The organism is Bacillus cereus group sp. BfR-BA-01349 (genome assembly GCF_022663795.1).
Lineage (GTDB): Bacteria > Bacillota > Bacilli > Bacillales > Bacillaceae_G > Bacillus_A > Bacillus_A cereus.
This window is the reverse complement of sequence record NZ_JAKUGE010000026.1, coordinates 54,428-70,081: the sequence shown is the minus strand read 5'-3', so window position 1 is coordinate 70,081 and position 15,654 is coordinate 54,428. Positions and strand designations below refer to the sequence as shown.

The following is a 15,654-nucleotide window of genomic DNA, read 5'->3' as shown; positions in this document are numbered from 1 at the left end:
TAAAAAAATCCCCTCCAGATAAAACAGTATTGAGTCCATCATATCAGATGGACTCTTTTTTTACTGTCTACCTATAGGGGATAATACCACTCATCGTTGAGGCTGGCTCTTTTTTTATGATTCTTACATTCTTTCTTTCTCTTGAAAGTAAGTAATATTGTCTCGAAGCCACTTCCTCTCCGACATAAACAAGTTTCCACGTTTTTTATACACTTTATCAAATATCTTTAAAACTTCTTCATGATTAGCAAACTTATGTAAGAAACGAAGAGCAATGATAATCTCTGCTTCATCCGTAGGCTCTGCTTCATTTTTCCGTCTTCTAGCAACAATTTTATTCACACGTTCGCAAATTGGTCTCATTGCCATTTCGTCGCCATACGTATAAATAGCTCGAACAGCTTCATATTTCACCATCACATTTCTATCCTGTAAAGCTTCAATATAAACTATTTGTAAGTCCGATCCCCCTATTTTTGCTAACACCTCAATAACAGTTGAACGAACATAGGCACTATTACTATATAAAAGCTTTGTTAACGGCAGAATCGATTGCTTCGTTCCAATCTCAAACAATGTATAACAAATATGTGTAATCTCATCTTTATTTTCTTGAGTATCTAGCAACTTTAGTAAAGCACTCTCCGCTTCTAATGATTTACATAACTTTAAGGAAGAAATAGCCCAATAACGAACACTATCGTTTTTATGGTAAATATACGGAATAATTTTATTTGTATCACTTACTTCTGGCAATGTATAAATATTACTAAGCAGTTCACTTAACAAAGTCGGGTTTTGTTCACATTCCAAACAATCTATAAGATAATCAGCAATACTGATCTCTTTCGTATTAATAGCAAGTTTCGTCATTACATAATACATATCTTTCTTCATAGATATTTTTTTTGCTTTGGTTACCTTCTGCTGTAAATAAGGAAACGTTAATAGGTCATCTAGCTCTTTTGCTTCATCATAAGCACGATGTCTAACCTCTGTATCCTCATCAGCCATCCGCCTTAATAAACTATCTATATACCCTTCCATCTCCTTCTCTCCCGTCCAAATTAAATCTATCTCTTTGCATTCTATATATGATAGACTTTCATTTCAACAGAAAAAAGAGGATGCCACAGCATCCTCTCCTTCTCTTCTCTATTCTACACAAGTAAACTGCGTCCAAGCTCCTACATAATCTAGTAAGAATAACTCCTCTTCCGCAATTGTACCGACAATATTTTTCCGTTCATCTATCGGCATTTCTTTCAGAATGATTTGCAGTTCACCTTTATACTTACCAAATGAATTGTTTCCAATTACAACTTGCCCTCTTTCCTGCAGCACACTTTCACGCACTGGGAAGTCATAATCTTTGTACTTTTTACGTACTTCTGTAGAACGTACCATATACTCTGTTATGTCGCCGCGCCTTACGTGTAATTCTTGCAGCGTAGCTCTCTTCTCTACTTCAGTCGCTTCGTCTACAAAGTGCACTTTTAGCTGTAACATGTAGCGATTTAAGTTTCCTAGTTTTTCTAACTCTTCCTCACTCGCATAAGCATTTCCGATAATGACATCATCGATTAGCCCTGTTGCCCATAAATGCTTCGCTTGTACTTCAATTGGTAAATTACGATGCTCTTCTAACGTACATAATCCGTCGTTAATATCCCATGGACCGATGTTTGCAGCATGTGATGTAATAAAAGCTGCACTGCGAATACCATGCTTTTTAAAGCGTTCACTGCAGCGAATGAAATAATCGTACGGAAGACCAGTGAATTTTTGCGGATAAAAATTATGGCAACCAATTAAAGCTGATTTATTCGCTTGATGCGAAAGAATATTTTCTAAGTACGCAATATCGTTACTTACATTTAACTCAATGTTTAAACCGTACGGATTATTCGTCATTTTCGCTTCAGTTAACCCGTCGAAGCCTACATCTAAACGAATACCGTCTGCGCCTAACTCCGCGAAGAATGATAAATCGCTATAACTAATACCAAGCTGATCAAACACAGCCGGAGCTACATCTAAAATAACTTCCATATTGTTATCTTTTGCGTGATTGATAATCTCTTTAAATTCAGCTACAATTTCTTCTTTCGGACGATTCACAGATAACAAACAAGTAAATATTCTTGAAAAACCGTGTCGTGCCGCTGCGGAAATATAAGCCATATCTTTTTCTTTCGTTGAATGTTCTGGGTAAAGTGAAATTCCTAATTTACGCTCCATGCTTTTGCATCTCCTTCACACGTTGTATTAATGCCATGCTCGTAAATCTATATTTTGCAGATAAACACGTTGCACATAAAATTGTCGGTACAATAATTACGTACGATGATTGCAATCCTAACATTACATATGCACCCATTGAACAACCGATAAATAAAACTGATACTAGTAGTAACACTAATAAAGATTTACTTTGTACCCATTTCGAATAATGAGCAATACACTGTCCGACCACGAATGTAATTAAGATGATAATTACTCCGAGCATTCTGTTTTCTCCTCTCCTGCTAATTGTTGTTTCTCATACATTTTGAAGAATGGATAGTAAATAACGAACGAGATAACAAAGTTAACAAGTACAAGTACACCAGCCATAATTGTCCAGTCCGTACTAATCACCGCTGCAATTGGTGCTAACATCGTAAATGGCAGTTTTGCCATCATAAGTGGAATCATACCTGAAACAACTGCGAAATATGATACCGTCGTTGTCACTAACGGTGTAATAACGAATGGAATAATTAAGATTGGGTTCATTACAATTGGTGCACCGAAAATAATTGGTTCGTTAATATTGAATAAGCCTGGCACGAATGATAATCTACCTAACTCTTTTAAGAACTTAGATTTAGAGAACATAAACATAATAACTAAAGCTAACGTTGATCCTGATCCACCAATCCATACGAACCATTGAATGAACTGCTCTGTAAATAAGTTTGGTAACTGATGTGCATTTCCTGTAGCCGTGAATACTTCCATATTTTCAAGAATTGCTGAATCCCACATCGGACGAATAATTGGTCCTAAAATCGCTGGTCCATGTATACCGAATGACCAGAAAAACACGATTAAGAATACTGTTAATAAACCACCGAATAAATTATTTCCTACTAATACTGATTTTAATGGTGCGATTAAATATGTGATCGTTGTATTCACATCAAATTTCAAACCGTAGCGAATGCCCCAGAATAAAAGAATAACTGCTAATGTTGGAATTAATGCTGCAAACGAATTTGAAACTGCTGGTGGTACACTATCTGGTAATTTAATCGAGATATTATGCTTAATCATAAAATGATAAATTTCTACTGCAATTAATGCTGTAACAATTGCGCCAAATAAAGACGTTGCACTTAATGTTCCTACTGAAATATATCTACCTGCATCAATAACACCTGGTACAGCTTTCGTAATTTGAATTGGTTCAACTGATGCTAGTAAAAAGGCGAGTACAGATAATAACCCTGCACTTAACTGATTGAGCTGATAAAAGTTTGCGAGTGAAGCTCCTACCCCAAATGCTGCGTATAACGCCATTAAACCTACTGTAAACCGGAATGGAATATCTAAAATATGGCGAAATGGTGCAATCCATTCCATATATGCATCAATTGGTAAATTTAAAAAGATAACGAAAAATGATCCGACAATCGTTAACGGCAATGTAGAAATAACTCCGTTTCGAATTGCTAATAAATGTCGTTGTCCTGCAATCTTTTGCGTTGTTGGCATAATCTTTTGTTCCATAAAACTCATAAAACCATTCATCAATACCCCTCCTCTTTCTCTTTACTACGTAAGAATAAAAAGTTATAACATTATAATGTTTATATTTAAAAAAATATAATTATGCTAAAACTAATTGTTCTGCTTGTTTCAGTACTTTTAAACCGTCACACATGCCATAATCTCTTTGTTCTATTATTGCAACCGGTATATCGTATGACTTCGCAAGAAACTGTACCGCTGGAAACAAATACTTCACTTGTGGTCCGATTAAAACAACATCAGCATTTTTTATTTCCAGTTTCACAAGTTCTGAATCAACCGCTTTAATTTTATAATCCTTCCCTTGTTTCTTTGCCTCTTCTTGCATTTTTCTTACAACCATACTCGTTGACATGCCTGCTGCACAACATAATAAAATGTACATCTTATACTGTCACTTTCTCTTCTACTCGTTTATGAAGAGTAATAAATTCTTCAGCAAGTTCTTTCACTGTAATTGCATTCATTAAATGATCTTGTGCATGCACTAACAGTAAACTGATTTCTGCATGATTTCCTCTTGCTTCTTCTTGAATTAAGTCTGTTTGAATGCGATGAGCTGCTGAAATCTCTTCACTAGCAAGTTTCATCTTTTCACCGGCATTCCCGAAATCTCCTTGTCTTGCAAAAGCAATTGCTTCAAGCGCCGAGCTTCTCGCATTACCACCATGTAAAATTAACGCAAATGGAGTTTGCATATCAGCCATTTTAAATTCCCCCAAGCTATATGTTTTCTATATTTTTATCTTATTATGAAAACGCATACAATTAAACATAAAAAACTTCCGTTATGTAACGGAAGTTTTTATATACTTTTTCAAAATGATAATAAAATTTCTTGAAAATCTTCAATTACCTCAGTCTGAGTAAGTTTCTCTATCGTAGTTTGACTAGACATAATATCATATAAAAAATCATAAAGCCTTTGCAAATCTTCATTATTATTGCGCTTTACACTAAATAAAATAATTACTTGTACTTTTTTATCTCCCCAATCAACAGCCTTTTCAAGTGTGCAAAACATCAAAAAAGTTTCCTCACTTAATAACTGCATCGGATGCGGAATCGCAACTGAATTCCCAACCGCTGTCGGAGACGTATTTTCTCTCTCCATAACAGAAGCATAAAAGTTTTTTGGTACATAGCGTTTCTCAGCAGCTTTTTCACATAAAAACTGAATAACATCCTCTTTCGTAGAAGCATTATGATTTAAAAAGATTAAATCTTCCTTAATATAAGGCTGCACACTAGTATTCACATGCGTAAACAATCGCTGACCAATCGATTTAATCTCTTTATCATCAAATATTGAATTCACTTTTATAACTGGAACAGGCAAGCCACTCGGTATATGAATCGTACTAATAATACAATCTATTTTTTCTTTATAAAGATCTTCTACTTTCAATTGATAATAGCCTGTAATACCTACAATCTCTAATTTATCTCGGAACTGTGATAAAATTTTATATTTTAATAGTTGTGCACTTCCTTGACCAGTCGCACAAACTAATAAGCATCTTTTCTTTTGATTTTGCTCCTGCAAACGGCTCATCGCTCCGCCGAAGTGAATTGCAATATAACCAATTTCACTTTCAGGGATCGATTCACCCGTATATTCACCAATGATATCTCCAACGAGAACAGCAATTTCAAAAGCATACGGATAATTCTTTTTCACTTCTGCCAAAAGAGGATTTCTCGTATTTAGCTTATACTTCAAACGATTTAATAACGTTTTTAAATGAATACCAAATCCAAATAATAATTCTTCATCATAATAAAAAATAAGATTCCGTTCTTCCGCTACTTTAAAAAGAATATGTTGCATAAATGCATATATATCTTTCCCTAATAGCTCTTCTACATTTTCATAGCGATCTCTCGTTGTAACAGCAGTACTTAATAAATGCATCGTCACATATAATACTTCTTCTTCTGGAAATGAAAATTTCAACTCTTTCTCTAAATCTCCTAAAATCTGCTTCGCAATTGTATATTCTTTCTTTAGTATAAGTTCTGATTGCTCCGCATGCAGTCCTTTTATATAATGTTGACTTTGACAACGCTTTAATGCGATTGCAATATGAATGACTAAATTATCAATTTCTATATCAGATAAATATATTGTTCCGCCTTCAATATACTTTAATATAATTGAACGAATGAGTGATATATGAGGTAGCGATAAATATGTCTCCGTCTGCTCAAATTGCTCATGAAACGGAGTATGGTCATAACGCGGTAAACCATATTGTGATAAACAAGAACGAATATTAAATTCCTCTCCAACAATACGTATACCATAATACGGTCTCTTCTCAATTTGTAATTCATAGCAACCACATATATCTGTAACATCTTTCATAATTAAATTGACCGTTGATTTGCTCACATACATCTCTTCCGCTAATTCTGAAAGCTTCACATATCCCTCTATCATTAAAACACGCTGCAGAATGTACGCTATTCTTTCTTCATAAGAAGTTGGGATCTTTTCCATCTGTTTTTGAAATAGACTCACACAAAAGTCTTCAAATCTCTTCTTTTGTATAATTTCTAATTCGTACCCATTCCCTCTTTGCGATTCGATTTTCGCTCCGTTTTCTTCCAATATATCATTTAATAATTTTATATCTTTTTGAATCGTCTTCGTTGATACATGTAAACGACCAACTAAAAAAGCTCGATTTAACATCGATTTCTCTTCTAAAAATTCCTCTAAAATAGAAATTAATCGCTGATGCACCTTTGTCATAGCTCTTCCTCTCGCTCTTTATATTCTCTCTATTTCTTTAATGTGAATCCGAATTTATCCCATGCTTGTAAATAGTCTAGTAAGAAAATCTCTTCTTCTACAATTCGACCAACTACATTTGTTTTTCCTGTATTCACCATATCTTTTAATGCAATTTGTAATTCACCTTTATACTGGCCATATTGTTCATTATCAATTAATAAATCTCCACGCTTAATTTCGCGCGTATTATGAGGTTTAAATTCTTCTTTTTTATATTTCACACGACTTTGTGTAGAACGAATCATATATTCAGATACATCTCCGCGATAAAAATGTGGTTCGTCTAATACGATAATTCTTTCTAGTTTTGTCGTTGTATCATATAGTTCTATATCAAATGTTTGCTTCTCTTTATTTAATGCACCTAGTGCTTGTAATTCTTCTTCTGACGCATATGCGTTTGCAATAATAACATCATCAATTAATTCAGTCGCAAATAAATGCTTCGCCTGTGTTGTCATCGGTAATTCACGATGCTGCTCTAATGTACATAACCCTTCTGTTACTGGCCAAGGTCCGTATGTTGCATCAAATGATGAAATAAAAGCTGCCGTTCTCATACCGTAATCTTTAAATTGTTTCGAGCATTTAATGAAATGATCGTATGATAACCCTGAATAACGATGCGGATAAAAATTATGACAACCAATTAAATTTTCACGATTTGGTCTATGACTCATAATGTTATCTACATACTTCGTACCATTGCTCATATTAATCTCAATTTTCAAACCATACGGATTATAAGTCATAATTGATTCTTCTAATCCTGAGAAACCGACATCTAAACGAATACCGTACGCACCTAATTCATGGAAGAATGATAAATCATTATACGAAATACCTAATTGTTCAAAAACAGATGGACTAATATCAACTAATACTTGGAACCCTAATGCATTCGCATGAGAGATCGTTTCTTTAAATTCTTCTATAATTTTCTCTTTTTCTCCATCCACAGATAATAAACATGTGAACACACGTGTAAATCCATATTTACTTGCTAATGTTAAATACTCCTTATCTTTCTCTACTGTTGAATGTTCTGGATAAATAGAAATACCTAATCGTCTCATATGTACACGCCTCTTTCTTCATCATATTGTAAACCCTTTCAAATATATGTAGTGAAAAAGTATATATCCCCTTCTTGTTCACTACTCTTTTAAATCCGCTTTCTTTAAAGAAAAAACAATTTCTATCATTCTTAACACCTACAAGTCTATACATCTATACTTTACATCTTTTTTTCATAGTTGTGTAGCTTTTACACAAATTTGTCAGTTTTTCATCTTAAAAATTGTTATCCGTTTTCAAGACACCTTCCTTGACTGTTGCATTGGCCAATACATATACTCGAAAGAAAAGAGAAAACTTTATATAGGGGATGAATATATGGGAGAAGCAATACTCGTAAAACGAGAACCGTTATGGACAAAAGAGTTTGTTGCTTTAATTTTTGCAAACTTATGTATGTTTTTAGGGTTTCAAATGTTAATTCCAACCTTACCTGTTTATGTGAAAGAAATTGGTGGCACAAGTTCCAATATCGGATTTGTTGTCGGCATGTTTACCGTTGCGGCACTTTTTGTTAGACCGCTAACTGGGAACGCCTTGCAAAAATTCAATAAAAAAATCATTTTAATGATCGGTACTGCTATCTGTTTACTCGCTATGGGCAGTTACCTTTTCGCCTCAACTATCTTTCTCTTGCTTGCTGTTCGTATTTTACACGGAGCTGGTTTCGGTATTACAACGACTACATATGGAACTGTCGTTTCTGATTTAATTCCCTCAGCTCGCCGCGGAGAAGGCATGGGATATTTTGGCCTTTCTGGAACAATTGCAATGGCCCTCGGACCACTTATCGGACTATGGCTTATGCAAACATATAACTTCACAATTCTTTTTTTATGTGCATTATCGTGCACAATTGTTTCATTAATATTAACGAAACTACTTCAAATCCAAAAATCGAAACAGCCTCCACAACAATCATCTAGTACTTTTCTCGATGGATTTATTGAGCGTAAAGCTTTACTTCCTTCATTATTAATATTATGTATTACATTAATGTACGGAGGAATCGGAAGTTTTATCACACTATTTGCTACAGAAGTCGGCATAGCTGATATTAGTCTCTTCTTTTTATGTAACGCATTAGCAATCGCTGTGACTCGTCCATTCTCTGGAAAGCTATATGATGCGAAAGGCCATACATTCGTCATCATTCCGGGAGTTATTATAACGTTTACAGGCATTATTTTATTGTCGTATACGACGACAATCCCGAGCTTAATTATTGCTGCAGCATGTTACGGAAGTGGTTTTGGAGCGATCCAACCTGCACTACAAGCATGGATGATTGGCCGCGTAGCACCGCATCGACGCGGTGTAGCAACTGCTACATTCTTCTCCGCATTTGACCTTGGAATCGGCGCTGGAGCGATTATTTTTGGATTTATTGCTCACTTTACAAACTATGCAACTGTATATCGTTACTCCTCTCTATTACTTATTGCTTTTCTCTTCATTTACATTACAAGCATAAGAAAACAAAAGCGTAGCGGTAAAAACAAGGAAAAAGCTGCTGGATAATTCAGTGGCTTTTTTATCGTGTTAAAAGAATTGTTTCCCCTCATGTTACTGTTATAAAACTACATGCATTTTCCTACATATTTTTTTAACTTTCATCAAAAAATATACGATGAACTCGCAGACGCTTTCCTTGATATTCAAATGAAAAATACTATTCTAAAGAGTGTGATTTATCTACAAAATTAAGATTTATACAAGATGAAAACCAATAAAATACAGCTGTTTCTTTAAGGTATTGTAAACTTTTCTACCCTTTGTAAATTTAGTGTAAATTTTACTAGCAAACCGTTTACAGTGACTCAAGGTTCAGTTAATAATTACATCGTACATGAAATTTAAGGAGTTGAATGCGTGGAATATAATGTTCAAGATATGATCTTCCAGTTCATTGGTGGATTAGGTATTTTCTTATTCGGGATTAAATACATGGGCGATGGACTGCAACAAGCAGCTGGAGATCGTCTTCGTGATATTCTAGATCGTTTTACAACAAACCCACTCATGGGTGTACTAGCAGGTATGTTAGTTACGGTATTAATCCAATCCAGTTCAGGAACAACCGCTTTAACAGTCGGACTTGTAAGTGCAGGATTTATGACATTAAGACAAGCAATCGGTGTTATTATGGGTGCAAACATCGGTACGACAGTTACTGCATTTATTATCGGAATTAAAATCGGAGAATACGCTCTCCCAATTATGGCAGTTGGAGCTATCTTATTATTCTTCTTTAAAAATAAAAAAGTACATTCTTTAGGTCAAGTTATATTCGGCTTTGGTATGTTATTCTTCGGTTTGGAATTAATGAGTACAGGTATGAAACCTCTTCGCTCTTTAGAATCATTCCAAGAATTAACGGTTAGTATGAGTGATAACCCAATTTTAGGAGTTGTTGTCGGTACAGTCTTTACTTTAATTGTACAAAGTTCAAGTGCAACTATCGGCATTTTACAAGAACTATTCGGTCAAGGTGCAATCGATTTACAAGCTGCCCTTCCTGTATTATTTGGTGATAACATCGGTACAACAATTACAGCTGTATTAGCAGCAATCGGTACTTCTATTGCCGCAAGACGTGCAGCATTAGTTCACGTTATCTTTAATATCGTCGGTACAATTATATTTACGATTTTATTAGTACCATTTACAAGCTTAATTCAATATTTCCAAAAATCATTAAACTTAAATCCAGAAATGACAATTGCATTTGCACACGGAACATTTAACATAACAAATGCAGTTATTCAATTCCCATTCATCGCTGTATTAGCATGGATTGTAACAAAACTTATTCGCGGCGAAGATTCTGCTATTGATTTCAAACCGCAGCATTTAAACCCAATTTTTATTGAGCAATCTCCAGCTATCGCTTTAACAGAAGCTCAAAAAGAAATTATCCGTATGGCTGAGTTTTCATTACATGGATTAAAAGAAGCAAACCAATTTTTAAATACACAAGACAAAAAACACGCTGACATGGCTACTCAATTAGAAGGAGCTATTAACAATTTAGATAAAAAAATTACCGAGTATTTAGTTTTACTATCAGAAAAGCCGCTTTCGCCTACGGATTCTGAAAAACATTCCGTTTTAGCAGGTGTTGTTGGAGATATTGAACGTGTCGGTGATCATGTAGAAAACCTTGTAGAACTTGTAGATTTCCAAATTTCAAACCGTGTTTCACTATCAGACGAAGCATTAGCTGAATTAAATGAAATGCTGGAATTAACGATTTCAACACTACAAGACTCAGTTGAAGCTTTAACAAACTTCGATACTGAACTAGCTCAAACTGTTATTGCTAAAGAACGCAAAATCGACCAAATGGAACGTGTTCTTCGTAAACGTCACGTATTACGTCTAAACGAACGCAGCTGTTCAGGTGATGCAAGTATCATCTTCGTCGATATGGTAAGTAACTTAGAGCGCATTGGCGATCACGCTGTAAATATCGCTGACGGTGTTTTAGGTGAACAAGGAAAAATCAATTTAAAACAATCATTATAATAAGAAAGAGACGCTAACGTAAGCGTCTCTTTCTTATTATATTTTAACAACTGTTCTTCCTTTTAACTTTCCTTGCAATATAAGTGTAAACTTCTCCTCTAATTCTTCTAATGTACATTCTCCTGTATAAGATCTTAACTCTTTATTACTCCATTCATTTGCTAAGAGCGTCCACACATCACTTCTCACATCTGCTGGACATTGCACAGAATCTATCCCTAAAAGGCTTATGCCTCGTAAAATAAACGGATATACCGTTGTTTGTAATTCCTGGCCTGCCACATTACCGCATGTCGTTACACAACCACCATACTTTACTGTTTTTAAAGCTGTTTCTAACATACGTCCACCTACAGTATCAATAACTCCGGCGTATATCCCTTTTAACATCGGTCTTCCTGATCCATCATTCAATTCCGCGCGATGAATCACTTTTTTCGCTCCTAGACGTAGTAGCATATCTTCCTCTTCCATTTTCCCTGTCGCTCCTACTACGTTAAACCCTAACTTACTTAATATACTAACAGCTACACTCCCTACGCCGCCTGTAGCACCCGTTACTAAAACATCTCCCATATTAGGCTTGATTCCTGCTCCAATAAGCTTATATACCGACAAAGCCGCAGTAAAACCTGCTGTCCCATACATCATACTTTCCTTTAATGACATTCCTTCTGGTAAAGGCACGACCCAAGATGATGGCACGCGAATATATTCTCCGAAACCACCAGAGGTATTCATACCTAAGTCATATCCCGTTACAATAACTTGATCTCCTGCCTTAAAAGAGTTATCTTCACTACTCACAACTTCTCCTGCAGCATCAATTCCTGGCGTATGAGGATATGTTCTCGTAACACCTTTATTACCAGTAGCTGAAAGAGCATCTTTATAATTTAATGAAGAATAATGAACCTGTATTAACACGTCTCCTTCAGGTAAACTACTTACTTCTCTCGCTACAACGTTTCTTACAAACTGCTTACTTTTTGTTTCGTTCACAACAATTGCTCGGAATGATGTATGATTCATTATGCTCTCTCCTTTATCCGTAAAGTTCTTCTTTATTATATAAAAAAACTTAGTAAACCTACTCGTTTCTTCTTGGCTATATTTCAACAAATCTTACTTCCCTATCACTTTCTCATAATATATATTTTCATTTCTACTAAAAGCCCTTATACTTATTCTACATCTGAAAAATAATATATAGAAAATCTGACTTTTTATAAATATATTGAATTTTTACGAAATGTAAATGTTTTGTAATGTTTTTTTTCGCTAAATTTCATTATAATAAGTGGATATGAGTGTCGTATTTCAATCCAAATGAAGGAGTACAGGAAATGGAGCAAAACCCATCTTTGCAAGAAAATACACGCAATAAACCGAAAAAAAATAAGAAAAAAATAAAAATTATTATAAGCGCTATACTATTCGTTTTATTAATAGGCGGCGGTTATACTTGGTTTTTAGTAAATAAAGCATCTTCTGCTGTTCGCAATGCCGCACACGATTTAGCACGCGGTGATAAATCTGATTTACGAGATAAAGCTGTAAAACCTATTACAAATAACGTCTCTGTTTTAATAATGGGTGTTGATGAAAGCGATGTCCGAGGAAAAGAATATGGTGAAGCTATAAGAACAGACGCCCTTTTGCTTGCAACATTTAATAAAGATAGCAAAACTGTTAAACTATTAAGTATCCCACGTGACACATATACTTATATTCCAATAGAAAAGAAAAAAGATAAAATTACACACGCTCATGCATTCGGTTCTGCTAAAAACGGAAAAAATGGTGGACCACAAGCAAGCATTGATGCAGTTGAAAAATTAATGAATGTTCCTGTCGATTATTTTGTAAAATTCAACTTTAAATCATTTATAAAAATCGTCGATGACTTGGGCGGTGTTGAAGTTGATGTACCAGTTGAATTTACTGAGCAAGATAGCAATGATAATGCTGAGGCTATTCACCTAGAAAAAGGTGTTCAAAAGCTAAATGGCGAAGAAGCTCTTGCTCTTGCTAGAACAAGACACATCGATAGTGATGCCATGCGTGGACAACGTCAACAACTCGTTATCGAGGCTATTTTAAAGAAACTAACAAGTGTTGGTTCTGTAACAAAAGTTGGTAACATCATTGATGATATTAACGGACAATTCGTTACAAACTTAACATTTGATGATATGCTTTCATTCTATAAATATGGATCGGATTCGGAAATTGAGAAATTACAAATCCAAGGTGATGATTGCTATATGGCAAAAGGTGACGATACTTGTAGCAAATCTGCTGGTGGTGGTCGAACTTACTACTACAATCCAGATAAAAAAGAATTAGCTAATGTTACAAATGAACTTCGTACTCATCTTGGGCTACCTGCATATACAAAGTCTGGCTCAGACTCTGATTCGAAAAAGACAAAAGAATCTAAGTCTGAAAATTCAAGTGAGCGCGAATCAAGTAACAATGAAGTGAAAAATAAGAACAAAAATAGCAGTGAAGATACAGAAACATCGTCTAACGACAATGAATAGTAAAGAAGCAGTACTCTATGGAGGTAGAGTACTGCTTCTTTTTATTTCGTCAGAATCAAAAATCAGAACTTTCTAACTATCTTTTTCAATATTTTTAAATTATAATAAATAGTAGCAATCTATTCCAATTATCAGGGGGCTCATACATATGAAAGCTGCAGTAAAACATAACATCTCAGATTTTAAAGACTACTTAAAATCCAACGATATATACATGGAAGAAAATATAGATGAAAATGATGGCTCTGTTCATTTTTCAGTAGGATTAGAGACAGAAGCTGGCGCAAAAATTCAACTTATCGCTGCTTTCCAAAACGAACATCCTACGGTGGATATATACTGCTTCAATGTTGCTCACGTGCCTGATGCAACATCAACAAATGATATTTTACATCTCATTAATGAATTAAATACATCTTATCGCTTTGCAAAATTCACATTAAATAAGCAAAATGCAATTGATATTTCAACATCTCTTGCATTCTCAGAACCAAACTTTAATCCAGCACTTGTCTTTGAACATACGAGAATGCTATATAAATTAGCGAATGACGAATATAAAAACTTAATGAAAGTGATTTGGGCGTAAATAAAAGGATGGGCTGCAAGCAGCGCCATCCTTTTACTTCGATATCATATCAATCCACATCTTAATAGCTGTACCTACAATCAAAATCGATAACATATATTGCAGCGCTTTTTGATTGATTTTCTTCCCAACTCGCGCTCCAAGCGGCGCAGCAAAGATACTTGCAATCGCAATAATAAGAGCTGGAATTACAACTACTTGCCCAGTTATCACTTTTCCAGTCGTAATCCCTATTGAGGAAATAAACGTAATAGCGATAGATGTTGCTATTGTTGTACGTAACGGCAATTTTAAAATAACTAGCATAATAGGAACTAAAAGAAATGCACCGCCAGCCCCAATAATACCGGAAACACCTCCTACAATAAATGCTAACAAACTTGCTAACCATTTATTATAATGAACTGCTCCGCTATTATTTTTCTTCGGTACAAACATCATAATAGCAGCAATTGTGGCTAAAGCTGCATAAACAACATTGACCGTATGTTCCGCTAATACGTTAGCACCAAAACTCCCTATGAAACTTCCTATTAATATACTAGCTCCCATATATACAACTAGCGTTTTATCCATATCATTACTTTTCCGATAGGCCCATGCCCCTGCAAAAGTTGCAAAGAATACTTGCACCGCTGTAATACCGCTCACTTCATGTGATGTATAGCCAGAAAATCCTAGCAATACCGGAATGTATAAGATCATCGGATAATTAATAATCGCACCGCCAATTCCAACCATTCCTGATATAAACGATCCTATAAATCCAATTATAAAAAGTAATACGACTAAGCTCATCTTACATCCCCTCCCTTCTAGAAAGAAGATGAATTAAATGAATAAGTTTACATTTCCATCCGAAGCATCTGCTAAATAAGCTCCTACTCCTGCAAACTCTACCCCTTCCATAATCTCTTCCTCTTTTAACCCTAATAAATCTACTGTCATTTGACAAGCGACAAGTTTAATCCCCTGTTCTTTCGCCAAATCGATTAAATCTGGTAAAGGCATCGCATTATGTTTTTTCATAATACCTTTAATCATCTTTGGTCCCATACCTGCAAAATTCATTTTTGATAATCCCATCTTATCCGCACCGCGTGGCATCATTTTTCCAAACAATTTTTCTATAAAAGGTTTCTTTACCTTCACATGCTCATCTTTCCTTAAAGCATTTAATCCCCAAAAAGTATGAAAAATAGTTACCTCTTGATCATACGCCGCTGCACCATTTGCAATAATATAAGCAGCCATTGCTTTATCATAATCTCCGCTAAATAAAACGATTGTTGTTTTCTTCTGTTGTTCCATGTTGTTCT

General features: G+C 34.9%; 15 protein-coding genes. 4 read left to right on the top strand and 11 right to left on the bottom strand.

The genetic code is table 11. The features are described from left to right. Positions 1–123 precede the first annotated feature (123 nt). The 8 genes from MR169_RS15940 to MR169_RS15905 form a co-directional block, all read right to left on the bottom strand. Positions 124–1,047 carry a HEAT repeat domain-containing protein gene (locus MR169_RS15940; protein WP_061664789.1) on the bottom strand — a complete coding sequence of 308 codons (924 nt, stop codon included), beginning with the start codon at positions 1,045–1,047 and terminating at the stop codon, positions 124–126. Between the two features lie 108 nt (positions 1,048–1,155). Further along, positions 1,156–2,241: a DUF871 domain-containing protein gene (locus tag MR169_RS15935; RefSeq protein WP_000440061.1), complete on the bottom strand. Its 1,086-nt coding sequence runs from the start codon at positions 2,239–2,241 to the stop codon at positions 1,156–1,158. Continuing rightward, a complete protein-coding gene (locus MR169_RS15930; RefSeq protein ID WP_242319653.1) occupies positions 2,231–2,509 on the bottom strand; it encodes a hypothetical protein in 279 nt (92 codons plus the stop codon). Before MR169_RS15930 ends, MR169_RS15935 begins: the two co-directional genes overlap by 11 nt. Further along, positions 2,497–3,795 carry a PTS sugar transporter subunit IIC gene (locus tag MR169_RS15925; RefSeq protein WP_242319652.1) on the bottom strand — a complete coding sequence of 433 codons (1,299 nt, stop codon included), beginning with the start codon at positions 3,793–3,795 and terminating at the stop codon, positions 2,497–2,499. Before MR169_RS15925 ends, MR169_RS15930 begins: the two co-directional genes overlap by 13 nt. Positions 3,796–3,874: 79 nt before the next feature. Next, on the bottom strand, positions 3,875–4,180 hold the full coding sequence (locus MR169_RS15920) for a PTS sugar transporter subunit IIB (RefSeq protein ID WP_000275638.1): 306 nt from the start codon (positions 4,178–4,180) through the stop codon (positions 3,875–3,877). 1 nt (position 4,181) lies between these two features. Further along, positions 4,182–4,502 (bottom strand): PTS lactose/cellobiose transporter subunit IIA, encoded by a 321-nt coding sequence (locus MR169_RS15915; RefSeq protein ID WP_242319651.1) that lies wholly within the window; start codon positions 4,500–4,502, stop codon positions 4,182–4,184. A gap of 110 nt (positions 4,503–4,612) precedes the next feature. Next, positions 4,613–6,553, bottom strand: coding sequence for a BglG family transcription antiterminator (locus MR169_RS15910; protein ID WP_242319650.1), 1,941 nt, complete (start codon positions 6,551–6,553; stop codon positions 4,613–4,615). A 29-nt stretch (positions 6,554–6,582) separates the two neighbouring features. Further along, complete coding sequence (locus MR169_RS15905; protein ID WP_016117200.1) at positions 6,583–7,671, bottom strand: DUF871 domain-containing protein; 1,089 nt, start codon at positions 7,669–7,671, stop codon at positions 6,583–6,585. 319 nt (positions 7,672–7,990) lie between these two features. On the opposite strand from MR169_RS15905, the gene MR169_RS15900 reads away from it, so the two are divergent. Together MR169_RS15900 and MR169_RS15895 are read left to right on the top strand one after the other, a co-directional pair. Beyond that, positions 7,991–9,193, top strand: a complete 1,203-nt coding sequence (locus MR169_RS15900) for an MFS transporter (protein ID WP_242319649.1) — start codon at positions 7,991–7,993, stop codon at positions 9,191–9,193. 351 nt (positions 9,194–9,544) lie between these two features. Further along, positions 9,545–11,200 (top strand): Na/Pi cotransporter family protein, encoded by a 1,656-nt coding sequence (locus MR169_RS15895; RefSeq protein WP_109140906.1) that lies wholly within the window; start codon positions 9,545–9,547, stop codon positions 11,198–11,200. A gap of 36 nt (positions 11,201–11,236) precedes the next feature. Here the strand turns inward: MR169_RS15895 and MR169_RS15890 are convergent, their stop codons facing one another. Next, positions 11,237–12,232: a YhdH/YhfP family quinone oxidoreductase gene (locus MR169_RS15890; RefSeq protein WP_086391551.1), complete on the bottom strand. Its 996-nt coding sequence runs from the start codon at positions 12,230–12,232 to the stop codon at positions 11,237–11,239. 314 nt (positions 12,233–12,546) lie between these two features. Here MR169_RS15890 and MR169_RS15885 point away from each other — a divergent pair, with 314 nt between their 5' ends. Both MR169_RS15885 and MR169_RS15880 read left to right on the top strand, forming a co-directional pair. Then, positions 12,547–13,746, top strand: a complete 1,200-nt coding sequence (locus tag MR169_RS15885; protein WP_000437393.1) for an LCP family protein — start codon at positions 12,547–12,549, stop codon at positions 13,744–13,746. A gap of 148 nt (positions 13,747–13,894) precedes the next feature. Then, positions 13,895–14,335, top strand: coding sequence for a YbjN domain-containing protein (locus MR169_RS15880; protein ID WP_000642360.1), 441 nt, complete (start codon positions 13,895–13,897; stop codon positions 14,333–14,335). Positions 14,336–14,368: 33 nt separating this feature from the next. Here MR169_RS15880 and MR169_RS15875 read toward each other — a convergent pair whose 3' ends face one another. Further along, entirely contained in the window at positions 14,369–15,133 is a 765-nt protein-coding gene (locus MR169_RS15875) for a sulfite exporter TauE/SafE family protein (RefSeq protein WP_000060713.1), read from the bottom strand. A 33-nt stretch (positions 15,134–15,166) separates the two neighbouring features. After that, positions 15,167–15,646, bottom strand: a complete 480-nt coding sequence (locus MR169_RS15870) for a DsrE/DsrF/DrsH-like family protein (protein ID WP_242319648.1) — start codon at positions 15,644–15,646, stop codon at positions 15,167–15,169. Positions 15,647–15,654: the final 8 nt, after the last annotated feature.

Bases quoted from the DNA above. Each gene is read 5' to 3' on its own strand.
- MR169_RS15940 (WP_061664789.1), bottom strand. From the start codon at position 1,047: ATGGAAGGGTATATAGATAGTTTATTAAGGCGGATGGCTGATGAGGAT.
- MR169_RS15935 (WP_000440061.1), bottom strand. From the start codon at position 2,241: ATGGAGCGTAAATTAGGAATTTCACTTTACCCAGAACATTCAACGAAA.
- MR169_RS15930 (WP_242319653.1), bottom strand. From the start codon at position 2,509: ATGCTCGGAGTAATTATCATCTTAATTACATTCGTGGTCGGACAGTGT.
- MR169_RS15925 (WP_242319652.1), bottom strand. From the start codon at position 3,795: ATGAATGGTTTTATGAGTTTTATGGAACAAAAGATTATGCCAACAACG.
- MR169_RS15920 (WP_000275638.1), bottom strand. From the start codon at position 4,180: ATGTACATTTTATTATGTTGTGCAGCAGGCATGTCAACGAGTATGGTT.
- MR169_RS15915 (WP_242319651.1), bottom strand. From the start codon at position 4,502: ATGGCTGATATGCAAACTCCATTTGCGTTAATTTTACATGGTGGTAAT.
- MR169_RS15910 (WP_242319650.1), bottom strand. From the start codon at position 6,553: ATGACAAAGGTGCATCAGCGATTAATTTCTATTTTAGAGGAATTTTTA.
- MR169_RS15905 (WP_016117200.1), bottom strand. From the start codon at position 7,671: ATGAGACGATTAGGTATTTCTATTTATCCAGAACATTCAACAGTAGAG.
- MR169_RS15900 (WP_242319649.1), top strand. From the start codon at position 7,991: ATGGGAGAAGCAATACTCGTAAAACGAGAACCGTTATGGACAAAAGAG.
- MR169_RS15890 (WP_086391551.1), bottom strand. From the start codon at position 12,232: ATGAATCATACATCATTCCGAGCAATTGTTGTGAACGAAACAAAAAGT.
- MR169_RS15885 (WP_000437393.1), top strand. From the start codon at position 12,547: ATGGAGCAAAACCCATCTTTGCAAGAAAATACACGCAATAAACCGAAA.
- MR169_RS15880 (WP_000642360.1), top strand. From the start codon at position 13,895: ATGAAAGCTGCAGTAAAACATAACATCTCAGATTTTAAAGACTACTTA.
- MR169_RS15875 (WP_000060713.1), bottom strand. From the start codon at position 15,133: ATGAGCTTAGTCGTATTACTTTTTATAATTGGATTTATAGGATCGTTT.
- MR169_RS15870 (WP_242319648.1), bottom strand. From the start codon at position 15,646: ATGGAACAACAGAAGAAAACAACAATCGTTTTATTTAGCGGAGATTAT.